The 20,652-nt window shown below is 70.0% G+C and carries 24 protein-coding genes; 14 read left to right on the top strand and 10 right to left on the bottom strand.

Translation table 11 applies throughout. The annotated features are described in order from the left end of the window. Positions 1 to 148: 148 nt before the first annotated feature. The 3 genes from IH50_RS0106835 (at position 149) to IH50_RS0106825 (ending at position 1,427) form a co-directional block, all read left to right on the top strand. Positions 149 to 427 (top strand): hypothetical protein, encoded by a 279-nt coding sequence (locus IH50_RS0106835; RefSeq protein WP_030858366.1) that lies wholly within the window; start codon positions 149 to 151, stop codon positions 425 to 427. After that, on the top strand, positions 424 to 816 hold the full coding sequence (locus tag IH50_RS0106830; RefSeq protein ID WP_030858364.1) for a type II toxin-antitoxin system VapC family toxin: 393 nt from the start codon (positions 424 to 426) through the stop codon (positions 814 to 816). Before IH50_RS0106835 ends, IH50_RS0106830 begins: the two co-directional genes overlap by 4 nt. Positions 817 to 992: 176 nt before the next feature. Then, the gene (locus IH50_RS0106825; RefSeq protein WP_030858362.1) at positions 993 to 1,427 is read left to right on the top strand and encodes an LAETG motif-containing sortase-dependent surface protein; all 435 of its coding nucleotides are present in this window, start codon (positions 993 to 995) and stop codon (positions 1,425 to 1,427) included. A gap of 31 nt (positions 1,428 to 1,458) precedes the next feature. On the opposite strand, the gene IH50_RS0106820 is transcribed toward IH50_RS0106825, so the two are convergent. Next, complete coding sequence (locus tag IH50_RS0106820) at positions 1,459 to 1,866, bottom strand: hypothetical protein (protein WP_051767206.1); 408 nt, start codon at positions 1,864 to 1,866, stop codon at positions 1,459 to 1,461. Between the two features lie 230 nt (positions 1,867 to 2,096). Between IH50_RS0106820 and IH50_RS0106815 the strand changes: the two genes are divergently transcribed. Beyond that, the gene (locus tag IH50_RS0106815; protein ID WP_030858359.1) at positions 2,097 to 2,417 is read left to right on the top strand and encodes a hypothetical protein; all 321 of its coding nucleotides are present in this window, start codon (positions 2,097 to 2,099) and stop codon (positions 2,415 to 2,417) included. A 99-nt stretch (positions 2,418 to 2,516) separates the two neighbouring features. Here the strand turns inward: IH50_RS0106815 and ppdK are convergent, their stop codons facing one another. Next, the gene (ppdK, locus tag IH50_RS0106810) at positions 2,517 to 5,237 is read right to left on the bottom strand and encodes a pyruvate, phosphate dikinase (RefSeq protein WP_030858358.1); all 2,721 of its coding nucleotides are present in this window, start codon (positions 5,235 to 5,237) and stop codon (positions 2,517 to 2,519) included. Positions 5,238 to 5,719: 482 nt separating this feature from the next. Between ppdK and IH50_RS0106805 the strand changes: the two genes are divergently transcribed. After that, positions 5,720 to 7,423, top strand: a complete 1,704-nt coding sequence (locus IH50_RS0106805; RefSeq protein ID WP_030858357.1) for a hypothetical protein — start codon at positions 5,720 to 5,722, stop codon at positions 7,421 to 7,423. Here the strand turns inward: IH50_RS0106805 and dusB are convergent, their stop codons facing one another. Then, positions 7,424 to 8,578 carry a tRNA dihydrouridine synthase DusB gene (gene dusB / locus IH50_RS0106800; protein ID WP_030858356.1) on the bottom strand — a complete coding sequence of 385 codons (1,155 nt, stop codon included), beginning with the start codon at positions 8,576 to 8,578 and terminating at the stop codon, positions 7,424 to 7,426. Between the two features lie 107 nt (positions 8,579 to 8,685). Here dusB and IH50_RS0106795 point away from each other — a divergent pair, with 107 nt between their 5' ends. Further along, positions 8,686 to 10,131 (top strand): MFS transporter, encoded by a 1,446-nt coding sequence (locus tag IH50_RS0106795; protein WP_030858355.1) that lies wholly within the window; start codon positions 8,686 to 8,688, stop codon positions 10,129 to 10,131. Here the strand turns inward: IH50_RS0106795 and IH50_RS0106790 are convergent, their stop codons facing one another. Then, positions 10,132 to 10,590 (bottom strand): hypothetical protein, encoded by a 459-nt coding sequence (locus tag IH50_RS0106790; RefSeq protein WP_158801174.1) that lies wholly within the window; start codon positions 10,588 to 10,590, stop codon positions 10,132 to 10,134. Between the two features lie 156 nt (positions 10,591 to 10,746). Here IH50_RS0106790 and IH50_RS39420 point away from each other — a divergent pair, with 156 nt between their 5' ends. Next, the gene (locus IH50_RS39420) at positions 10,747 to 11,013 is read left to right on the top strand and encodes a hypothetical protein (protein WP_234328102.1); all 267 of its coding nucleotides are present in this window, start codon (positions 10,747 to 10,749) and stop codon (positions 11,011 to 11,013) included. 41 nt (positions 11,014 to 11,054) lie between these two features. Here IH50_RS39420 and IH50_RS0106785 read toward each other — a convergent pair whose 3' ends face one another. Continuing rightward, the gene (locus tag IH50_RS0106785; RefSeq protein WP_030858353.1) at positions 11,055 to 12,437 is read right to left on the bottom strand and encodes a glycine--tRNA ligase; all 1,383 of its coding nucleotides are present in this window, start codon (positions 12,435 to 12,437) and stop codon (positions 11,055 to 11,057) included. A gap of 161 nt (positions 12,438 to 12,598) precedes the next feature. Between IH50_RS0106785 and IH50_RS0106780 the strand changes: the two genes are divergently transcribed. The 4 genes from IH50_RS0106780 (at position 12,599) to IH50_RS0106765 (ending at position 15,763) form a co-directional block, all read left to right on the top strand. After that, positions 12,599 to 13,585 carry a metal ABC transporter substrate-binding protein gene (locus IH50_RS0106780; protein ID WP_030858352.1) on the top strand — a complete coding sequence of 329 codons (987 nt, stop codon included), beginning with the start codon at positions 12,599 to 12,601 and terminating at the stop codon, positions 13,583 to 13,585. 23 nt (positions 13,586 to 13,608) lie between these two features. Further along, positions 13,609 to 14,379 (top strand): metal ABC transporter ATP-binding protein, encoded by a 771-nt coding sequence (locus tag IH50_RS0106775; protein ID WP_030858351.1) that lies wholly within the window; start codon positions 13,609 to 13,611, stop codon positions 14,377 to 14,379. Between the two features lie 5 nt (positions 14,380 to 14,384). Then, a complete protein-coding gene (locus IH50_RS0106770) occupies positions 14,385 to 15,287 on the top strand; it encodes a metal ABC transporter permease (protein ID WP_030858349.1) in 903 nt (300 codons plus the stop codon). Between the two features lie 65 nt (positions 15,288 to 15,352). Next, the gene (locus IH50_RS0106765) at positions 15,353 to 15,763 is read left to right on the top strand and encodes a Fur family transcriptional regulator (RefSeq protein WP_030858347.1); all 411 of its coding nucleotides are present in this window, start codon (positions 15,353 to 15,355) and stop codon (positions 15,761 to 15,763) included. Between the two features lie 183 nt (positions 15,764 to 15,946). Here the strand turns inward: IH50_RS0106765 and IH50_RS0106760 are convergent, their stop codons facing one another. The 5 genes from IH50_RS0106760 to IH50_RS0106740 are packed head-to-tail and all read right to left on the bottom strand — an operon-like array spanning position 15,947 to position 18,580. Next, complete coding sequence (locus tag IH50_RS0106760; protein WP_030858346.1) at positions 15,947 to 16,489, bottom strand: hypothetical protein; 543 nt, start codon at positions 16,487 to 16,489, stop codon at positions 15,947 to 15,949. A gap of 46 nt (positions 16,490 to 16,535) precedes the next feature. Then, positions 16,536 to 17,369, bottom strand: a complete 834-nt coding sequence (locus tag IH50_RS0106755) for an isoprenyl transferase (RefSeq protein ID WP_030858344.1) — start codon at positions 17,367 to 17,369, stop codon at positions 16,536 to 16,538. 21 nt (positions 17,370 to 17,390) lie between these two features. After that, a complete protein-coding gene (recO, locus tag IH50_RS0106750; RefSeq protein ID WP_030858341.1) occupies positions 17,391 to 18,137 on the bottom strand; it encodes a DNA repair protein RecO in 747 nt (248 codons plus the stop codon). Between the two features lie 21 nt (positions 18,138 to 18,158). Beyond that, entirely contained in the window at positions 18,159 to 18,374 is a 216-nt protein-coding gene (locus tag IH50_RS0106745) for a hypothetical protein (RefSeq protein ID WP_030858339.1), read from the bottom strand. After that, positions 18,371 to 18,580, bottom strand: a complete 210-nt coding sequence (locus IH50_RS0106740) for a hypothetical protein (protein ID WP_030858337.1) — start codon at positions 18,578 to 18,580, stop codon at positions 18,371 to 18,373. The genes IH50_RS0106745 and IH50_RS0106740 overlap by 4 nt, the downstream gene beginning before the upstream one ends. Before the next feature lie 115 nt (positions 18,581 to 18,695). Here IH50_RS0106740 and IH50_RS0106735 point away from each other — a divergent pair, with 115 nt between their 5' ends. From IH50_RS0106735 to IH50_RS0106725, 3 genes are all read left to right on the top strand, one after another. Then, positions 18,696 to 19,529: a helix-turn-helix domain-containing protein gene (locus IH50_RS0106735; protein ID WP_030858335.1), complete on the top strand. Its 834-nt coding sequence runs from the start codon at positions 18,696 to 18,698 to the stop codon at positions 19,527 to 19,529. Further along, positions 19,511 to 19,780, top strand: a complete 270-nt coding sequence (locus IH50_RS0106730; protein ID WP_030858333.1) for a DUF397 domain-containing protein — start codon at positions 19,511 to 19,513, stop codon at positions 19,778 to 19,780. Before IH50_RS0106735 ends, IH50_RS0106730 begins: the two co-directional genes overlap by 19 nt. Before the next feature lie 118 nt (positions 19,781 to 19,898). Continuing rightward, a complete protein-coding gene (locus tag IH50_RS0106725) occupies positions 19,899 to 20,612 on the top strand; it encodes a DUF4328 domain-containing protein (protein WP_051767205.1) in 714 nt (237 codons plus the stop codon). Positions 20,613 to 20,652: the final 40 nt, after the last annotated feature.

Raw genomic sequence — 20,652 nt, 5'->3', positions numbered from 1 at the left:
CGAACGCGGGCTACCAGAACGCCCAACACCGTTCGGGGCGTTCGGCCGAGCATGAGACCTGGCGACAGGACTCACTCCCGCTCAGTCTTTAGGAACGGTGCGGGAAAGCCGGACGGCAGTTAACAAGAAATTTGTTAAAGTCACCTCCATGACCGATTCTCCCGGCCCCACTCCTGGCGAAGGCCCCGTCCGTCCGGTCTCGGTGTCCCTTCACGAAGGCACCATCGCCGCCCTCAAGGCGCGCACGGGCAGGCGGGGCATGTCCGCCTACGTCGAAGCGCTCATCCAGCGCCAACTGGAGCGTGACCGGCTGCACGAGCTCATCACGGAGGCGGAGGCCGAACACGGACCGGCCGATCCCGCTGCCGTCGAGGCCAAGCGGGCAATCCTGCGCGGTGACGCGGCCGGCTCAGCGGACGCCGCATGAGCGGCACCCTCGTGCTGGACTGCGAGGGCCTGTCCAAACTGGTACGCCGCGCGCCCGAGCTCACCGAATGGCTCGCGGCTGCCGAGGCCGAGGACATCCGCGTCATCACCAGTTCGGTCACCCTCGTCGAAGCCCGCGACCCCGGGACGAACCAAGCCCGCTTCGACTACGCCGTCTCCCGGGTGAACATCGTCCCGCCCACCGAGGCCGTCGCACGGCATGCCAGCAAGCTCCTCGCCACGGCGGGACTCCACGGTCACAAGTACGCCCTCGACGCCATCGTGGCCGCCACCGCCCTGGCCTCCCCCACACCCGTCACCCTTTTGACTTCGGACCCCGAGGACCTCGTCATATTGTGCGAACCGGGCGTCCGCGTCATCAAGATCTGAGGCCATAGAGGCCGACGCCGACCCATCACACCGCGCCGCAGCGGAGAGTTACCTTCCGGTCACGTAACGTTCGCATCACGAGTTCCTCGTATCCCCCACGCGTCACAGGCTCCCCAGTAACTTCGGGCACCTCGCACCAAGTACACGCAATAACCCGATCTGGGGGACTCTTCGCCATGCATCCGTTCCGTACCTCCGCCGCCGCGGTCCTCGCCGCGCTCGCCCTGGCCGCCGTACCGGCCACCGCCGAGGCGCACGGCGGCAACACCCCGTTCGAGAACTGCACCGAGGCGTACGAGAACGGGCACGCCGACATCCCCGAGACCAGCGCCCACTACGGCGAGCACCTGGACCGCGACGGCGACGGCATCGGCTGCGACAAGCCGCCGGCGGACTTCAAGCCCTACCAGGAGACCGCGAGCGACACCGGGAACACGAAGAACACGGAGAACACCGGCTCCGACAGCAAGGAGCAGGGCGGCGGCACCGACCTCGCCGAGACCGGCGGCAGCAACGCCACGCCGTACATCGCGGCCGGCGGCGCGGCCGTCGTCCTCCTGGGCGGCGGCGTGATGATCGCGGCCCGCAGGCGCCGCGGCGACTCCGACTGACGTCGTCCCGCGCGAAGCCCGGCTCCCTTGCTTACAGGGACAGCAGCAGGGAGTCGGTCTTCCCGCGTCGGCGGCGCACATGCCCGCGTCGTCCGGCGAGGACCGCCATCAGTGTCCACGCCGCAAGCCCGCCGATCACCACGCTCTCGCGCACCCCGCGCACCTCCAGCGCCGCCTCGGGCGCGTACTGGACGGCCCCGACGGGGACGAACAGCCCCGGCACGAAGGACAGCAGGGCGATCCACCCCGCACGATGGAGCAGCATCAGGAACACGGCGAACGCCAGACACAGCAAAAACCCCACCGCGCTGGGCACCCACACCCAGCGCAGCGCCAGGTAGGACGCCCCGGCGGTGACGGCCGCGGCGGCCCACCCGAAGAGCACCACCCCGACCGTGCGCCGGAACGACCGCCAGGGGTCGACGGCGTACCCGTCCATGGCGCTCAACGGCCTGATGCCGCTCCTGCGTATCCGAAACGGCACCGCGTTCCCCGTGTTCCCCGCCGTGGCGGCTGTGCAAGTCCGGCACGGGACACTACATCGGGACCTGCCGTCGAAGGACGGCAGCCCGAGCGAACGCACCGGGGTGACCGTCGGTCTCCGTGTGCCTGTGGGATACGCCGATCCGTGTTCGGGGGCGCCGAATGAAGAGATGCACGGCACGCAAGGTGATCAGCGAGTTGCTGACGCGGGGGATTCTGGAGATCCGCCTGTCGGCCCGCTCCGGAGTCGCCGTCACCACTGATGACCCTGCCCAGGCGGACCGTCTGGGCGAGATCCACCTGATCGCGGACATCTGCCATGGGTTCGTGAACGCTCTGGGCGGCAGCGTGTTCACACGTGAGCGCCGTTCGCGGCATGCGCTTTCCTGGCGTTGGAGCGTGCTCGACGAGTCCGGGAGGCGCTGGATCAGATCCCGGCTGGAAGATCTCGGGCCTGAGTACCTCCGCGTGCTGGACTCGTGCGTGGGGGACGAGCCCCTTGTATGAGAGGGCGGCACCCCCGCACGGGTGCCGCCCTCTCTTTCGTGGTCCGGAGCCGTCGCCGATCGGTGAGGGTGGTCGGGTGACAGGCGGCGGCTCCGGGGTTCAGCGGTGGTCGCTGCCCGTCGACGTGACGGCCGCGCGGCCGGCTTCCAGGCGGGCGACCGGGATGCGGAACGGGGAGCAGGAGACGTAGTCCAGGCCGACCTCGTGGAAGAAGTGGACCGACTCCGGGTCGCCGCCGTGCTCGCCGCAGACGCCGAGCTTCAGGTCGGGGCGGGTGGCGCGGCCGGCCTGCGCGGCGGCGGCGACCAGCGAGCCCACGCCGTCCTTGTCGATCGTCTCGAACGGGGAGACCCCGAAGATGCCCTTCTCCAGGTAGGCGGTGAAGAACGAGGCCTCCACGTCGTCGCGGGAGAAGCCCCACACCGTCTGGGTGAGGTCGTTGGTGCCGAAGGAGAAGAACTCCGCCGCCTCGGCGATCTGGCCGGCGGTCAGCGCGGCGCGCGGCAGCTCGATCATCGTGCCGATGGCGAGCTTCAGCCTGGTGCCGGTGGCCTGCTCGACCTCGGCGATGACCTGGTCGGCCTCCTCGCGGACGATCTCCAGCTCCTGGACCGTGCCGACGAGCGGAATCATGATCTCCGCGCGCGGATCGCCCTTGGCGGCCTTGCGTTCGGCGGCGGCCTCCGCGATGGCCCGCACCTGCATGGTGAACAGGCCGGGGATGACCAGGCCGAGGCGGACACCGCGCAGGCCCAGCATCGGGTTCTGCTCGTGGAGGCGGTGCACGGCCTGGAGCAGGCGCAGTTCGTTCTCGTGCGGCTCCTGCCGGGACTCGGCGAGGGCGACGCGGACCGACAGTTCGGTGATGTCGGGCAGGAACTCGTGCAGCGGCGGGTCGAGGAGGCGGATGGTGACCGGGAGGCCGTCCATCGCCTCGAAGAGTTCCACGAAGTCCCGCTTCTGCAGCGGGAGCAGGGCCTTGAGGGACTCCTCGCGCTCGGCCTCGGTGTCGGCGAGGATCAGGCGTTCGACCAGTTCGCGGCGGTCACCGAGGAACATGTGCTCGGTGCGGCACAGGCCGATGCCCTGGGCGCCGAAGCGCCGCGCGCGCAGCGCGTCCTCGGCGTTGTCGGCGTTGGCCCGCACCCGCAGCCGGCGCTTGCGGTCGGCGAAGGCCATCATCCGGTGCACGGCCTCGACGAGTTCGTCGGCGTCGTCGGCGCCCGGGTGCATCCGGCCCTCGAAGTACTCCACGACCGGGGACGGGACGACCGGGACCTCGCCCAGGTAGACCTTGCCGGAGGAGCCGTCGATGGAGACGACGTCGCCCTCCTCGACCACGTGTCCGCCGGGGACGGTCATCCGGCGGCGCTTGGTGTCGACCTCCAGCTCCTCCGCGCCGCAGACGCAGGTCTTGCCCATGCCGCGCGCGACGACGGCCGCGTGGGAGGTCTTGCCGCCGCGCGAGGTGAGGATGCCCTCGGCGGCGATCATGCCGTCCAGGTCGTCGGGGTTGGTCTCGCGGCGGATCAGGATGACCTTCTCGCCGGAGCGCGACCACTTCACGGCGGTGTACGAGTCGAAGACCGCCTTGCCGACCGCCGCGCCCGGGGAGGCGGCGATGCCGCGGCCGACCTGCTCGACCTTGGCGTCCTCGTCGAAGCGGGGGAACATCAGCTGGGCGAGCTGGGCGCCGTTGACGCGGGTGAGCGCCTCGGCCTCGTCGATCAGGCCCTGGTCGACGAGCTGGGTGGCGATGCGGAAGGCCGCGCCCGCCGTGCGCTTGCCGACGCGGGTCTGGAGCATCCAGAGCCGGCCGCGCTCGATGGTGAACTCGATGTCGCAGAGGTCCTTGTAGTGGTTCTCCAGCGTCTCCATGATCCGCAGGAGCTGGTCGTACGACTTCTTGTCGATCGACTCCAGCTCCGCGAGCGGGACCGTGTTGCGGATGCCCGCGACGACGTCCTCGCCCTGCGCGTTCTGGAGGTAGTCGCCGTAGACGCCCTGGTGGCCGGAGGCGGGGTCGCGGGTGAAGGCGACGCCGGTGCCGGAGTCGGGGCCGAGGTTGCCGAAGACCATGGAGCAGACGTTGACGGCGGTGCCGAGGTCGTGCGGGATGCGCTCCTGGCGGCGGTAGAGCTTGGCGCGGTCGCCGTTCCAGGAGTCGAAGACCGCCTTGATGGCGAGGTCCATCTGCTCGCGCGGGTCCTGCGGGAAGTCCCGGCCGGCCTCGGTCTTGACGATCTTCTTGAACTTGGTGACGAGTTTCTTGAGGTCGGCCGCCTCCAGTTCGGTGTCGACGGTGACCTTCCTGGCCGCCTTCGCCGCCTCCAGCGCGTCCTCGAAGAGCTCGCCGTCGACGCCGAGGACGGTCTTGCCGAACATCTGGATGAGGCGCCGGTAGGAGTCCCACGCGAACCGCTCGTCGCCGGCCTGCTTGGCCAGGCCCTGCACGGACGTGTCGGAGAGGCCGATGTTGAGGACGGTGTCCATCATGCCCGGCATGGAGAACTTCGCCCCGGAGCGGACCGACACGAGGAGGGGGTTGTCGGCCTGGCCGAGCTTCTTGCCCATCGTCGCTTCGAGGGCATCGAGGTGCGCACTCACCTCGTCACGCAGTGCCGCCGGCTCCTCGCCACTGTCGAGGTAGGTCTTGCACGCCTCGGTGGTGATGGTGAAGCCGGGCGGGACGGGAAGGCCCAGGTTGGTCATCTCGGCGAGGTTGGCGCCCTTGCCGCCCAGCAGGTCCTTCAGGTCCTTGTTGCCCTCGGTGAAGTCGTAAACGAACTTCGCTACGTGGGGATCTTTGTTTTCCGACACGGGTCTCGACTCCTCGAGGACGCGGTGGCTGCCCTGACGGCGAGAATGTACCCAGATCAAAGGCTTCTGGGTACGTCCACTCGTGCGTCATGCGCCTGTAACCGGTCGTCCGCCAGCGGATCGAAAGTCAAAGCTTGGCAAGCCGCGACGGCCGAATGTTTTCACCTCTTGAACGCATCCACCTTCCCGCCACCCTTTAGGCGCTCACATGAGCGGCAATCGCCACGCTTGATTTCGCTCGATGAACGATCAAGGGATGGCACCGAGTGCCACCCTTTGAGAAGTGCAGTCGCCCATGATCCGCTCATCTGAGCGCAACCCTTATCAGGGGTGGCGAGAATCACGCTGCCACAGCGCATCGGGTTCCACCATGCGGACCGGGTGAACACACCGTCCCCGCCGCCCGTACGGAAGGACGGCGGACCCGGACCCCCACGCCGGGTCCGCCTCCCACCGGGCTCGGTACGGAAGGAACCTCCGGGTTGCCTGTCTTCACACGCCTGCGCCTCCCGCGCGTCCGCACCCGCCTGCGCGACGCGCGGGAGGCGCACCCCGTCGCCGCCCGCGCCCTCCGCCGGACGGTCCACGTCCTCGCCGCCGCCCTCGTCGTCGGCGCCCTCCTGATGCCGAACACCGCTCCGGCCCTCCGGCCCGACCGGTTCACCCGGATACCGGCGGAGGCGGTCGTCGGGGCCGTCCTGCTGCTCGTCCTGCCCCGCCGGCCGCGGATCGTCGTGGCGGCGCTGTACGGGGCGGGCATCGGCGTCCTGACCGTGCTGAACCTGCTGGACATCGGGTTCACCGCGTATCTGGGCCGCGGCTTCAACGTCGTACTCGACTGGGGGCTGCTCGACGACGCCCAGTCCTACGTCGCGGACTCGATGGGCTCCGCGGCCGCGACCGCCGCCACCGTCGGCGCGGTCGTCCTCGCCCTGCTCCTGGTGACCGTCATGGCGCTGGCCACCGTCCGGCTCGGCGACCTGCTGGCCCGGCACCGCGCCCGCGCCGGCCGGGGCGTGCTGATCGCGGGGACGGCGTGGGTCGCCTGCGCCGCGCTCGGGGTGCAGGTCTCCGGTGTGCCGGTCGCCTCCGACCGCGCCGCGGGCGCCCTGAAGGGGCAGACGCGGCGGGTGGTGGACACGCTGCGCGACGAGGCGGCGTTCGCGAAGGAGGCGCGGGCGGACGCCTTCGGCGCCACTCCGCCCGACCAGCTCGTCCCGGACCTGCGCGGCAAGGACGTCGTCTTCGCCTTCATCGAGAGCTACGGCCGCACCGCCGTCGAGGACCCCCTGATCGGCCCCGGCGTCACCCGCGTCCTCGACACCCGCACCGCCGCGCTCGCGCAGGCCGGCTACCACGCCCGCAGCGGCTGGCTCACCTCGGCGACGTACGGCGGCAGCAGCTGGCTCGGCCACTCCACCGCCCTGTCCGGCCTGTGGATCGACAACCAGCAGCGCTACCGCACCGTCACCTCCGGCGACCACCTCACCCTCACCAAGGCGTTCCGGAAGACCGGCGCCTGGGACACCGTCGGCGTCATGCCGGGTGTGCAGAAGGCCTGGCCGGAGGCGAAGTGGTACGGCCTCGACAAGGTCTACGACGCCTTCGGCCTCGGCTACCGGGGACCGAAGTTCAGCTGGTCGACCATGCCGGACCAGTACGCCCTGGAGGCCTTCCAGCGCCTGGAGCACGGCCGCGAACGCGACCGGCCGCTGATGTCGGAGATCATCCTCACCTCCAGCCACCAGCCCTGGGCACCGGTCCCCGAGCTGGTCGACTGGGACGACCTCGGCGACGGCTCGGTCTTCGACGCCATCCAGAAGGCGGGGAAGAAGCCCTCCGACGTCATCGCCGACTCCACCGCGTCCCGACGGGAGTACGGCAGGTCGGTCCAGTACTCGGTCACCAGCCTCACCCAGTGGCTGGAGCGCTACGGCACCGACGACACCGTCCTCGTCTTCCTCGGCGACCACCAGCCCATCGCCCGCGTCAGCGGCAACGGTGCGAGCCGGGACGTGCCGGTGACGGTCGTCGCCAAGGACCCGGAGGTACTGGAGAAGATCGACTCCTGGAACTGGACGGAAGGGCTCCGCCCGGCGGAGGACGCGCCGGTGTGGAAGATGAGCGCCTTCCGCGACCGCTTCCTGACCGCCTACGGCTCCACCCCGCACCCCACCGGGGAGTGATCAGCCGCCGGAGGTATCCAGTTCCGCGTCCTCGCCGACGCCCGCGCAGTCGTACGGGTCCTTCAGCCAGCCGTCCGGCAGCACCACCCGGTTGTTGCCGGACGTACGGCCGCGGGGCCCGTCGGCGCCGGCCGGCCAGGGCTGGTCGAGGTCCAGCTCGTCCAGCCCGGACCGCAGCTCCTCCAGCGAGGAGGTGACCGCGAGCCGCTTGCGCATCTCGGAGCCGACCGCGAAGCCCTTCAGGTACCAGGCCACGTGCTTGCGGAAGTCGATCACCCCGCGCGACTCGTCGCCGATCCACTCCCCCAGCAGCGTGGCGTGCCGGACCATGACGTCGGCGACCTCGCGCAGGGCGGGCCGTACGAAGGCGTCGGCGCGGCCTTCGAAGGCGGCCACCAGGTCCGCGAACAGCCACGGCCGCCCCAGGCAGCCACGCCCCACGACCACCCCGTCGCATCCGGTCTCGCGCACCATCCGCAGCGCGTCCCCGGCCGACCAGATGTCGCCGTTGCCGAGCACCGGGATCTCCGGGACGTGCTCCTTCAGCCGGGCGATGGCGTCCCAGTCGGCGGTGCCGCCGTAGTGCTGGGCGGCGGTACGGCCGTGCAGCGCGATGGCGGTGACACCCTCCTCGACGGCGATCCGGCCGGCGTCCAGGTAGGTCAGGTGGTCGTCGTCGATGCCCTTGCGCATCTTCATCGTCACCGGCAGGTCCCCGGCCCCGCTGACCGCCTCACGCAGGATCGACCGCAGCAGGTTCCGCTTGTACGGGAGGGCCGAGCCGCCGCCCTTGCGGGTCACCTTGGGAACCGGGCAGCCGAAGTTGAGGTCGATGTGGTCGGCGAGGTCCTCCTCCGCGATCATGCGGACGGCCTTGCCGACGGTCACCGGGTCGACGCCGTAGAGCTGGATGGAGCGCGGCTTCTCGGTCTCGTCGAACCGGATGAGCTGCATGGTCTTGTCGTTGCGCTCGACCAGCGCCCGGGTGGTGATCATCTCGCTGACGAACAGGCCCTTGCCGCCGCTGAACTCCCTGCACAGGGTGCGGAAAGGCGCGTTGGTGATCCCGGCCATGGGGGCGAGCACGACGGGCGGCTGAACCGCGTGCGGGCCGATACGCAGGGCCGTGTCCGTGGTCGGCGACGAAGTGGGCATTCCCCCATTGTCCCGCATGCCGAGGGGTACCCGACACGTCACCGCACGAAGACCGTGTAATGGTCATTAGTTAACCGCACTATCGAAACGCGCGTACGATGGCACCCATGCCCGAGCTCAGCCATGGCCGACGCATGCTGGTGCTCGCGATCTGCTGCATGAGCCTGCTGATCGTGAGCCTGGACAACACGGTCCTCAACGTCGCCCTGCCCGCCATGCAACGGGAGTTCCACGCGAGCACCTCGGGGCTGCAGTGGACCATCGACGCGTACACGCTCGTCCTGGCGTCCCTGCTGATGCTGGCCGGCTCCACCGCCGACCGGACCGGCCGCAGACGGGTGTTCATGGCGGGCCTGGTGGTCTTCACCCTCGGCTCGGTGCTGTGCTCCCTGGCACCGGACCTGTCGTGGCTGGTCGTGTTCCGGATGGTGCAGGCGGTCGGCGGCTCGATGCTCAACCCGGTCGCCATGTCGATCATCACCAACACCTTCACCGACCCCCGCGAACGGGCCCGCGCGATCGGCGCGTGGGGCGCGGTCGTCGGGATCTCGATGGCCGCGGGACCGCTGGTCGGCGGGCTGCTGGTGGAGTCGGTCGGCTGGCGCTCCATCTTCTGGATCAATCTGCCGGTGGGCCTGGCCGCGCTGCTGCTCACCTGGCGCTTCGTCCCGGAGTCCCGCGCACCGAAGGCCCGCCGCCCGGACCCGGTCGGCCAGTTCCTGGTGATCGTCCTGTTCGGCTCCCTGACGTATGCGATCATCGAGGCCCCGCACGTCTCCCTCGCGGCGACCGCTCCGTACGCCGTCCTGGCCCTGGCCGCCCTCGCCGCCCTCCTGTACTACGCGCCCCGCCGCCGCGAACCCCTCATCGACCTGCGCTTCTTCCGCTCCGCTCCGTTCAGCGGGGCCACGGTGACAGCCGTGAGCGCGTTCGCCGCGCTCGGCGGCTTCCTGTTCCTGTCCACGCTGTACCTGCAGAACGTGCGGGGCCTGAGCGCCCTGGACGCGGGCCTGTGGATGCTCCCGATGGCCGTCCCGACCTTCCTGTGCGCCCCGCTCTCCGGCCGCCTCGTCGGCAGCCGGGGCCCGCGCCTGCCGCTGCTGATCGCCGGCGGCGCGATGACGGCCGGCGGGCTCCTCTTCGCCCTCTTCGAGGCCGAGACGTCGAACGTCACCCTCTTCCTCGGGTACGTCCTCTTCGGCGTCGGCTTCGGCTTCGTCAACGCCCCCATCACCAACACCGCCGTCTCCGGCATGCCGACCGCGCAGGCGGGGGTGGCCTCGGCGGTCGCGTCCACCAGCCGCCAGCTCGGCCAGGCGCTGGGCGTCGCGGTGATCGGCGCGGTGCTGGCGGCGGGGGTGGGCTCGTCGTCATACACGGACACGTTCGTGACGGCGGCGCGGCCCGGCTGGTGGATCCTCGTCGTGTGCGGGCTGGTGGTGCTGGTCGTGGGCCTGCTGACGTCGGGCCGCTGGGCACGCCGCACCGCCGAGCGGACGGCGGAGCGGCTGAAGACGGCGGAGATCCGGCAGGACGCGGACGTGCCCGCCTGATCAGCCCGGCGGGAGCAGTGCGGGGAGCGGGGGCCACCATGCGGGGTGTGCCCGCACCAGGTCACGCATGACCGGACTGTTCGCCAGGGTGTGCCGGCAGTAGTCGCTCCACGGATGGGCGCTTTTGCTGTCGGGTACTTCGGCGTGGACGAGGAGGCCGCTGCTCATCACGTCCGCCAGCAGCTCGGCGATCGTGGTGATCGCGTCACGCTCGTCCTGGTGCTCCGGCAGCGGTTTGCCGCCGTAGAAGTACGCTCGGGAGCCGGGGCGTTCGAGCATCAGGAGATGCACCTCCCGCAACGCGCGCAGGACCATGTCGTTCGCCGAGATGGAGGCCACCGTGTTGCTGATCCCGGCCTGCTCGGCGGCGGCCTTCGTCTGTCTGGCCGCATACAGGACCGACCACACCGACACCACCAGCGCGATCGCGGCCACGAAGGCGCTCACCACATCAGCCATTCCGCCCGCCCCTCCCCCACGGCACCGGTGGAACCGTACCGTGATGGAACTCCCTCCGGGAGAACACCTGTTGATGTCGTTCTTGCCTCATGCTCCTTACCGTCCCCGATGCGGGGCAGAAGAACGGCGACACCCGCCCCGGCCACCGGAGAAACCATGCCGCGGATCGACACCAGCAAGGTCAGCCGCTGGGACCTGCACGGCCGTGCGCACACCGTGCGCCTCCAGCGCACCGGCGTGCAGCGCACGCTCAGGTGCGACACCTGCGGCTGGCGCGCAAGCGCCCGGTTCCTGCCCTGGCCCAAAGCACAGGAGCACCTGACACGGGCGCACCAGGCGACGGTGGACCCGTCGAACCCGAACCGACGAGTACCAAGGGTGCCGAGGGTGCCGAACGCAAGACCCCCGGTACCGGACCACTGAGTGATCCGGCACCAGGGGCCTGAAGCGAGCCCGCGCAGCGGCTACGCGCCGATCAGCCGGGAGGCGAGGTACCCCTCGATCTGGTCCAGCGACACCCGCTCCTGCTTCATCGTGTCGCGCTCGCGCACGGTCACCGCGTTGTCGTCCAGCGTGTCGAAGTCGACGGTGACGCAGAACGGCGTACCGATCTCGTCCTGGCGGCGGTAACGGCGCCCGATCGCACCGGCGTCGTCGAACTCGACGTTCCAGTGCTGCCGCAGCGCCTGCGCGAGCCCCTTCGCCTTCGGCGACAGCTCCGCGTTGCGGGACAGCGGGAGCACCGCGGCCTTCACCGGGGCCAGACGGTGGTCGAGCCGCAGCACGGTCCGCTTCTCCAGCTTGCCCTTGGCGTTGGGCGCCTCGTCCTCGACGTACGCGTCGAGCAGGAAGGCGAGCATCGCCCGGCCGACACCGGCCGCCGGCTCGATGACGTACGGCGTCCAGTGCTCGCCGGCCTCCTGGTCGAAGTAGGCGAGCTCCTGGCCGGAGGCCTTGGAGTGGGCGGAGAGGTCGTAGTCGGTGCGGTTGGCGACGCCCTCCAGCTCACCCCACTCGCTGCCGCCGAACTGGAAGCGGTACTCGATGTCAGCGGTGCGCTTGGAGTAGTGGGAGAGCTTCTCCTTCGGGTGCTCGTACCACCGCATGTTCTCCTCGCGCAGGCCGAGACCGGTGTACCAGTTCCAGCGCTGCTCCATCCAGTACTCCTGCCACTGCTCGTCCTCGCCCGGCTTGACGAAGAACTCCATCTCCATCTGCTCGAACTCGCGGGTGCGGAAGATGAAGTTGCCGGGCGTGATCTCGTTGCGGAAGGACTTGCCCATCTGGGCGATGCCGAACGGCGGCTTCTTGCGCGAAGAGCTCTGCACCTGGGCGAAGTTGGTGAAGATGCCCTGGGCGGTCTCGGGGCGCAGGTAGGCGATGGAGCCGGAGTCCTGCGTGGGGCCGAGGTGGGTGGAGAGCAGGCCCGAGAACTGCTTGGGCTCGGTGAAGGTGCCCTTGTTGCCGCAGTTGGGGCAGCTGAGGTCGGCGAGGCCGTTCTCCGGGGCGCGGCCCTTCTTCTCCTCGTACGCCTCCTCCAGGTGGTCCGCGCGGAACCGCTTGTGGCAGGAGGTGCACTCGGTCAGCGGGTCCGTGAAGGTCGCCACGTGACCGGAGGCGACCCACACGTCCGGGGCGAGGATCACGGACGAGTCGAGACCGACCACGTCCTCGCGCGAGGTGACCATGTAGCGCCACCACTGGCGCTTCAGGTTCTCCTTGAGCTCGACACCCAGCGGTCCGTAGTCCCAGGCGGCACGCTGACCGCCGTAGATCTCACTGCAGGGGAATACGAAGCCACGGCGCTTGCTCAGGCTGACGATGGTGTCGATCTTGTCGGCGGCCACGGTGCTCTCTTCATTACGACGACGGGCGACGAAGCGAGATTGCTTCCAGCGAAGCCCTCAGGCTACCGGCGCGGCCTGCCCCGCGACCAATTCGGTGTCCCCTACAGCGCCCTCACGTGCTTTGTTGACAACGGTTTCCATATTTGTTGAAAATGACTGTCATGAACGTACGACGACCTCACATATCCACGGCCGCTCTGGCCGCGGTCACCGCCCTCGGTCTCGGCACCCTGACCGCCTGTTCCTCCGACAGCGCCGCCGCGGGCAACACCGAAAAATTCGACGTCGTCGCGTCGTTCTACCCGATGGCCTTCCTCGCCGAGCGGATCGGCGGCGAGCACGTCAGCGTCACCAGCCTCACCGAGCCCGGCCAGGAGCCGCACGACCTGGAGATCAGCGCCAAGCAGACCGCGCAGCTCGAGGAGTCCGACGCGGCGCTCTACCTCAAGGGCCTCCAGCCCACCGTCGACGAGGCCATCGGCCAGTCCCCGGTGAAGACGAAGATCGACGCCGCGACCCTGACCTCCCTGGAGGAGCACGGCACCGAGGCCGGCGGCCACGAGGAGGAGCACGCCGAGGAGGAGCACGCCGAGGAGGAGCACGGCCACGAGCACGAGCACGAGGGCGGCAAGGACCCCCACATCTGGCTCGACCCGGTCAAGTACGCCGAGGTCGCCGAGGGCGTCGGCAAGGCCTTCGAGAAGGCCGACCCGGACCACGCCGCCGACTACGAGAAGAACACCGCGGCCCTGGTCGGCGAGCTGAACGACCTCGACGAGAAGTTCAGGGCCGGCCTCGCGGACAGGAAGAACAGCGTCTTCCTCACCACGCACGCCGCCTTCGGCTACCTCGCCGAGCGCTACGGCCTGACCGAGGAGGCCATCAGCGGCCTGGACCCCGAGTCCGAGCCCAGCGGGGCCCGCGTGAAGGAGCTCCAGGAGATGGCGAAGGCCGACGGCGTCACCACCGTCTTCTACGAGACGCTCGTCAGCGACAAGACCGCCAAGACCCTGGCCGGCGACACCGGACTGAAGACGGACGTCCTGGACCCGGTCGAGGGCATCACCGACGCCTCCCGCGGCGACGACTACTTCCAGGTCATGGAAGCCAACCTGAAGGCCCTGCGGACGGCCCTGGGAACCAAGTGACCGACGAACCACCGGAGGACGGCATGACGACCGAGCCCGTCATTTCCCTGCGCGGCGTCCGCGCCGAACTGGGCTCGCGCCCCGTCCTGCGCGGCATCGACCTCACCGTGCGCCGCGGTGAGGTCGTCGCCCTGCTCGGCGCCAACGGCTCCGGCAAGTCGACGGCCGTACGCAGCGTCATCGGCCAGGTACCCGTCAGCGCGGGCGAGATCGAACTGTTCGGCACCCCCCGGCACCGGTTCCGCGACTGGGCGCGCGTGGGCTACGTCCCGCAGCGCACCACCGCCGCCGGCGGCGTGCCTGCCACGGTCACCGAGGTCGTCTCCTCCGGCCGCCTGGCCCGTACCCGCTTCGGCCTCTTCCGCAAGGCCGACCACGCGGCCGTACGCCACGCCCTGGACCTGGTCGGCATGGCGGACAGGGCGAAGGACTCCGTCGACGCCCTCTCCGGCGGCCAGCACCAGCGGGTCCTGATCGCCCGCGCGCTCGCCGCCGCCCCCGAACTGCTGATCATGGACGAGCCGATGGCGGGCGTCGACCTGGCCAGCCAGGAGATCCTCGCCGAGACGCTGAAGGTCCAGGTCGCCGGGGGCGCCACGGTCCTCCTCGTCCTGCACGAACTGGGCCCGCTGGAGCCCCTGATCGACCGGGCGGTCGTGCTCCGCGACGGCTGCGTCCTGCACGACGGCCCGCCCCCGAAGGCCGTCGGCCAGCACGCGCTGCCCGGCCACGACCACGTCCACCCGCACGCCCCCGCGGGTACCGAACCGATCCGCACGGGACTGCTGAGCTGAATCCGATGGACATCCTCGACTACGCCTTCATGCAGCGGGCACTGCTCGCCGCCGTCCTGGTCGGCATCACCGCCCCCGCCATCGGCATCTACCTCGTCCAGCGCCGCCAGGCCCTCATGGGCGACGGCATCGGCCACGTCGCCATGACCGGCGTCGGCCTGGGCTTCCTGCTCTCCTGGTCCCCGGTGTGGATGGCGACGCTCGTCTCCGTCCTCGGCGCCGTCTTCATGGAACTGGTCCGCTGGTACGCCAGGACCCGCGGCGACATCGCCCTCGCGATGCTCTTCTACGGCGGTATGGCCGGCGGCGTGATGTTCATCAACCTCGCCCCCGGCGGCTCCACCACCAACCTCTCCTCGTTCCTCTTCGGCTCCCTGTCCACGGTCTCCGAGTCCGACGTGACCGCGATCTGCCTGCTGGCCGCGTTCGTGGTCCTGGTCACCGTCGGTCTGCGCCGGCAGCTCTTCGCCGTCAGTCAGGACGAGGAGTTCGCCCGGGTGACCGGCCTGCCGGTGCGGTTCCTGAACCTGCTCACGGCGGTCACGGCCGCGGTCACCGTCTCCGTCGCCATGCGCGTGGTCGGCCTGCTGCTGGTGAGCGCGCTGATGGTGGTGCCCGTGGCGGCGGCCCAGCAGCTCACCCGCAGCTTCGCCGCCACCTTCGCCATCGCCGTCGCGATCGGCGTGAGCGTGACCATCGGCGGCACGGTCACCTCGTACTACCAGGACGTGCCGCCCGGCGCGACGATCGTGCTGCTGACCATCGCCGCGTTCATCGCGCTGACCGCGCTGGCCGCCCCGCTGGCCCGCCGCCGCGCCCGGGCCCTGGCCGCCGCGCACCCCGGCGGCGATCCCGCGGAGTGCACGATTCCGGCCAGCCGCGAGGCCGGCGACGCGGTCGGCGCCTGACCGCCCTCGGCCCGGGCTGGCACAATGGCCCGGGCAGACGGGGCCAGATGTGAGGAGGCAGTCCGGTGACGACCGCAGGACCACCCGTGAAGGGCCGCTCCACCCGGCAGCGTGCCGCTGTGGCGGCCTGCCTTCAGGAGGTCGACGAGTTCCGCAGCGCGCAGGAACTCCACGACATGCTCAAGCACAAGGGCGACTCGGTCGGGCTCACCACGGTCTACCGCACCCTCCAGTCCCTCGCCGACGCCGGCGAGGTCGACGTCCTGCGCACCGACGACGGCGAGTCCGTCTACCGCCGCTGCTCCACCGGCGATCACCACCACCACCTGGTCTGCCGCAGCTGCGGCAAGGCGGTGGAGGTGGAGGGCCCGGCGGTGGAGAAATGGGCGGAGGCCATCGCGGCGGAACACGGCTACGTCGACGTGGCCCACACGGTGGAGATCTTCGGCACGTGCGCGGAGTGCGCGGCGGCATGACGTAACCGCGGGCACACGCGCCGCGAAACTGCGGGCAATCGCGCCTCCCCCAGTGCCTTGAAGGCCTGGGAGGTACCCCCAGGGCGGCACGGGTGGGCTGGGGGTACCCCCTCTGGGGGAGGCACCCCTAAAGCACCGGGCAGCGCGACCCACCCCCGCCCGGCGCCACCCCGCAGGCACTCGTCACACGCGGGCCAGATGCCGATCGAGCAGCGCCCGCAACCGCTCCCCGCCCCGCTCCCCACGGACCCCCTGCTTCACCAGCACCAGCGCACAGTTCCCCGCCCGGTCGGGACTGCGCAGCACGAAGACCCGCCCGGACTCCGCGTAACTGCCGAAGTTGGCCCACCCCATGCGCAGATCACTGTGCTCGCTGACCATGCGCACGCCCCCGGATCCGACGGTGATCCGGATCAGGCCGTGGTGCCTGTTCGCCTCGAGCATGCGGCCGGCCGAGATGCCGGGGCTCAGGAACACCGCCACCGCCCACACGGTGAGGCCCACACCCCACCCCACCCCCGCCGCCTCACCGTTCAGGACGCCGAGGACGCCCAGGACGATCCCCGCCGACACGGCGCAGGCGAGGAAGGCGGGGTGGTGCAGCAGACGCGTGACGCCGCCGCGCTTGCGGATCACCAGCCGCACGGCGTCCGCCATGTCCTCCCGGAGCTGCATGAACTCCAGCTCGACGGTCCCCTCGTCCAGCGCCACGGCCTGTTCCGTCACGGCCCCTCCCCGGTCCTTCGGCGACGAGCCGTGATCGTAACGCCGGCTACTCCTGCCTGCCCTCCATGGCCAGCAGCTCCTCGTTCGGGATCGCCCCGCCGAACCGCCGGTCGCGGGAGGCGAACTCCAGGCACGCCCGCCACAGGTCACGCCGGTCGAAGTCCGGCCAGAGCACGTCCTGGAAGACCATCTCGGCGTACGCGCTCTGCCAGAGGAGGTAGTTGGAGGTGCGCTGCTCCCCGCTGGGCCGCAGGAACAGGTCCACGTCCGGCATGTCCGGGTAGTACATGTACTTCTGGAGGGTCTTCTCGTCGACCTTCGACGGGTCGAGCCGCCCGGCCCGCACGTCCTCCGCGAGCGCCTGCGCGGCGTCCGCGATCTCCGCCCGCCCGCCGTAGTTCATGCAGAAGTACAGCGTCAGCCCGTCGTTGTCCTTCGTCTGCTCCTGGGCGACCTGGAGCTCCTTGGCCACCGACTTCCACAGCTTGGGCATCCGCCCGACCCACCGCACCCGGATGCCGAGCTCGTCGAGCGTGTCGCGCGTCTTGCGGATGAAGTCCCGGTTGAAGTTCATCAGGAAGCGCACCTCGTCCGGCGACCGCTTCCAGTTCTCGGTGGAGAAGGCGTACAGCGAGATCGCGCCGACCCCCATCTCGATCCCGCCCTGGAGCACGTCCAGTACCCGCTCGGCGCCGACCTTGTGCCCCTCGGTGCGCGGCAGCCCCCGCTCCTTCGCCCACCGCCCGTTGCCGTCCATGACGATCGCCACATGCTTCGGGACCAGTTCCCCGGGGATCTTCGGAGGCCGCGCGCCGGACGGGTGCGGTTCCGGCGTCCTGTACTCCTGGCGCCGACGCCCCAGGAACCCGCGTACCACCATGTGTCTCTCGTCTCCTCGTGCTTACTTCTCGACGTACCTCAGCGAGCGCAGCCCGCGCTCCAGATGCCAGTGCAGGTAGGCGGACACCAGCCCGCTCCCCTCCCGGACGTACCGCGCCTCGCACGCGTCCGCGGTCTCCCAGTCTCCCGTAAGCAGCGCTCCGAGGAGTCCCAAGGCCTGCGGCGAGGGTACGACGCTGCCGGGCACCCGGCAGTCGGCGCAGACGACACCGCCCGACCCGACCGAGAAGAACCGGTTCGGACCGGGCATGCCGCACTTCGCGCAGTCGGTGAAGCTGGGCGCGTACCCGTTGACGGCGAGGGAGCGCAGCAGGAACGCGTCGAGCACGAGATGCGGCGCGTGCTCGCCCCTCGCCAGCGTCCGCAGGGCCCCGACCAGCAGCAGGTACTGCTGCACCGCCGGCTCGCCCTCGTGATCGGTGAACCGCTCCGCCGTCTCCAGCATGGCCGTTCCGGCCGTGTACCGCGCGTAGTCGGTGACGATCCCGCCACCGTACGGCGCGATCGTCTCGCTCTGCGTGCACAGCGGCAGGCCGCGCCCGACCAGCTCGCTCCCCTTCGAGAAGAACTGCACGTCCACGTGCGAGAACGGTTCGAGGCGCGCACCGAACTTCGACTTCGTCCGGCGCACGCCCCTCGCCACCGCGCGTACCCGTCCGTGACCGCGCGTGAGCAGGGTGATGATCCGGTCCGCCTCACCCAGCTTCTGGGTGCGCAGCACGATGCCGTCGTCGCGGAACAGACTCATGGCATCCATTGTCGCCCACGTTCACGGCACCTCCCCCCGGCTCCGGGCATTGGCGTACGCCGTCGCCGCGCGCAACCGCTCGGCGGGCGTGGCGCGCCGTACGGCACGGGGGTCGGCGTCCCACTCCCGGCCGCCGCCGAACGGTCTCAGCTGGACGTAGGGTCCCTCGTGCCCCATGACGACGCCGATCCGCTCGGTCCTGGTGTCCACGACATACGCGCCGACGGGCGGCTTCACCGCATCACCGCCGCCGCGATCCGCCGCGCGGTCTCCACCGAACACCGTCCCAGTTCGATGAGCGGACAGGGCGCCTCCCGCGCAAGACTCACCGGGTCCATCCCCAGTGACGGCAGGGAAATTCCGGCCTTCGCGAGCGCCGCCCGCAATTCCTTCACCACTTCCTCCGCTTCTTCGACGCAGAGCGCCGAGTGTCGTGCCTTCACCGTGCTCCCCTTTCCTTTCGGCTTTCACTCTTCGTACCCCAAGGGTGACATTCCGTGTCTACACTCGGGAGGGGCTCGCGCTCTACAAGTGCGAGTCAGCACAAGGGGGTTGGTTATGGCCAACGGTTCACGTCAAGCGGCGTGGGAGTTCTTCGGCGCGGAACTGAAGCGCCGGCGCGAGGACGCGGGGTTCACGCAGGTGGATCTGGGTACGCGCGTGTTCGTGTCGGGCGGCTACATCGGCCAGTTCGAACAGGCGATTCGTAAGCCACAATTGGATGTGGCCCAGCGGATCGACGACGCGCTGCAAACCGACGGTATTTTCGAGCGGATGTGGCGCAAGCTCATCAAGGATCAGACCTATACGGAGTACTTCGCGCACGCGGCCGAACTGGAACGGCTGGCGACGGAAATCTGCGAGTACGCGCCGGCTGTGATCCCAGGGCTCCTGCAAACACGGGAGTACGCACAGGCGATGTTCCTGGCGGGCAATCCGTTCGCCGCCGACGAGTACATCGAAGAACTCATCAAGGGCCGGATGGAGCGGACGCGGGTCCTCAAGGACGCCACACGGCCCGTGTATTGGGTGGTGCTGCACGAGACGGCACTGCGCGTCCCCGTGGGCGGTCCGGCGGTCATGGCGCACCAACTGGACCACATCGCGGCCATGGCGCGCGAGCGCAAGGTGCTGCTCCAGGTGCTCCCGTTCTCCGCAGGGGCGCACCCGGCCATGGGCAAGATGATGTGGCTCATGGAGTTCGAGGACGCGCCACCGACCGTCTATACAGAGGGCGTGTTTTCGGGCAGCCTGCTGGACGAACCGGCGCTGGTGAAGCGAATCCGGGCGTCCTACGATCACATCAGGGCCGCCGCGCTGTCGTCGGAGGCGTCCCTGCCCCTGATCGAGTCGGCTGCGGAGGACTACAGACGATGCGCGAGTTCGACCTGAGCAACGCAGGCTGGCGCAAGAGCAGCTACAGCGGCGGTGACGGCGGCGAGGCCTGTGTCGAAGTCGCGTATGACTTCCCCGGCGCCGCACGCTGGCGCAAGAGCACGTACAGCGGCGGCGAGGACTGCGTCGAAGTCGCCGCCGGACTCCCCGGCGTCGTCCCCGTCCGGGACAGCAAGGTGGACGGCGGTCCGGTGATCGTCGTCGGGCCGGTGGCCTGGGCGGAGTTCATAGGCGGCATCGGTCGCTAAGAGGCCCTGGTCACAGGCTAATTGACGTGGACGGCTACTCGCCGTCCGACGTATCGTGCGTCCGCGCGCGATCTTCCGCGGGTGATCTCCGTTCTACCGCCCGTGGGGGGCCGTCATCATGCTCACATCCAAGGATGGGCTCAGCCCGCGTCCACCGCTGCCCGGCAACACTCCGCCACTCGCTCCACACGGCCTCCTCATCGCCGTGGTGGCGGCGTTCGCGGCCGCCGCGCTCGGCGACCTGTTCGCCGTGTACACCGGCGTCCGGCTCCGCGCGGTGGTCGACGGCGATGTGACCGCCACGACCGTGTCGAACCTGGAGTCCGCGTACTCGCTGTACGAGAACGCGGGGCGGGTCCAGGTGGCCACGAGCCTGCTCTGCGCGGCGCTCTTCATCACCTGGTTCTTCCTGATGCGCCGCCGCACCGGGCCCCTGGCGCCGGACCGGTTCCGCATGGGGTCCGGGTGGGCGATCGGCGCGTGGTTCGTCCCCGTGGCCAACCTGTGGCTGCCGTACCGCGTCGCGGTCGACATGTGGGGTGCCTGCACACCGCTGCCGACCGAGGGGGAATCGCACCGGGTGCCGACGTGGCCGGTGAACCTGTGGTGGACCCTGTTCGTCGGAACGGTCCTGCTCGGCCGGTACGCCTCCGCACGCCTCGACATGACCGACTCGCTCACCGGGCTCAGCGACGCCGTGACGCTGTACCTCGCCGTCGACCTCCTGTACGCCGTCACCGCCGGCGCCGCTGTGCTGTTCGCGGTACGGCTGACAGCCCTTCAGCGGCTGAAGGCGACCCAGGGACCGTACTGGACGCCGGTCGGGGCGTGACCGTCGGCCGGGGCGTGTTCCTGGCCGGAGTTCACACGCA

This window comes from Streptomyces sp. NRRL S-37, from assembly GCF_000721605.1.
Classification (GTDB): Bacteria; Actinomycetota; Actinomycetes; order Streptomycetales; family Streptomycetaceae; genus Streptomyces.
Note: the sequence above shows the minus strand (reverse complement) of the source record. Positions and strands in the feature narration are given on the sequence as shown.

What these genes read in the sequence shown, in the direction of transcription:
- IH50_RS0106835 (WP_030858366.1), top strand. Translation starts at nt 149, where the DNA reads ATGACCGATTCTCCCGGCCCCACTCCTGGCGAAGGCCCCGTCCGTCCG.
- IH50_RS0106830 (WP_030858364.1), top strand. Translation starts at nt 424, where the DNA reads ATGAGCGGCACCCTCGTGCTGGACTGCGAGGGCCTGTCCAAACTGGTA.
- IH50_RS0106825 (WP_030858362.1), top strand. Translation starts at nt 993, where the DNA reads ATGCATCCGTTCCGTACCTCCGCCGCCGCGGTCCTCGCCGCGCTCGCC.
- IH50_RS0106820 (WP_051767206.1), bottom strand. Translation starts at nt 1,866, where the DNA reads ATGGACGGGTACGCCGTCGACCCCTGGCGGTCGTTCCGGCGCACGGTC.
- dusB (WP_030858356.1), bottom strand. Translation starts at nt 8,578, where the DNA reads ATGCCCACTTCGTCGCCGACCACGGACACGGCCCTGCGTATCGGCCCG.
- IH50_RS0106795 (WP_030858355.1), top strand. Translation starts at nt 8,686, where the DNA reads ATGCCCGAGCTCAGCCATGGCCGACGCATGCTGGTGCTCGCGATCTGC.
- IH50_RS0106790 (WP_158801174.1), bottom strand. Translation starts at nt 10,590, where the DNA reads ATGGCTGATGTGGTGAGCGCCTTCGTGGCCGCGATCGCGCTGGTGGTG.
- IH50_RS39420 (WP_234328102.1), top strand. Translation starts at nt 10,747, where the DNA reads ATGCCGCGGATCGACACCAGCAAGGTCAGCCGCTGGGACCTGCACGGC.
- IH50_RS0106780 (WP_030858352.1), top strand. Translation starts at nt 12,599, where the DNA reads ATGAACGTACGACGACCTCACATATCCACGGCCGCTCTGGCCGCGGTC.
- IH50_RS0106775 (WP_030858351.1), top strand. Translation starts at nt 13,609, where the DNA reads ATGACGACCGAGCCCGTCATTTCCCTGCGCGGCGTCCGCGCCGAACTG.
- IH50_RS0106770 (WP_030858349.1), top strand. Translation starts at nt 14,385, where the DNA reads ATGGACATCCTCGACTACGCCTTCATGCAGCGGGCACTGCTCGCCGCC.
- IH50_RS0106755 (WP_030858344.1), bottom strand. Translation starts at nt 17,369, where the DNA reads ATGGTGGTACGCGGGTTCCTGGGGCGTCGGCGCCAGGAGTACAGGACG.
- recO (WP_030858341.1), bottom strand. Translation starts at nt 18,137, where the DNA reads ATGAGTCTGTTCCGCGACGACGGCATCGTGCTGCGCACCCAGAAGCTG.
- IH50_RS0106735 (WP_030858335.1), top strand. Translation starts at nt 18,696, where the DNA reads ATGGCCAACGGTTCACGTCAAGCGGCGTGGGAGTTCTTCGGCGCGGAA.
- IH50_RS0106730 (WP_030858333.1), top strand. Translation starts at nt 19,511, where the DNA reads ATGCGCGAGTTCGACCTGAGCAACGCAGGCTGGCGCAAGAGCAGCTAC.
- IH50_RS0106725 (WP_051767205.1), top strand. Translation starts at nt 19,899, where the DNA reads ATGCTCACATCCAAGGATGGGCTCAGCCCGCGTCCACCGCTGCCCGGC.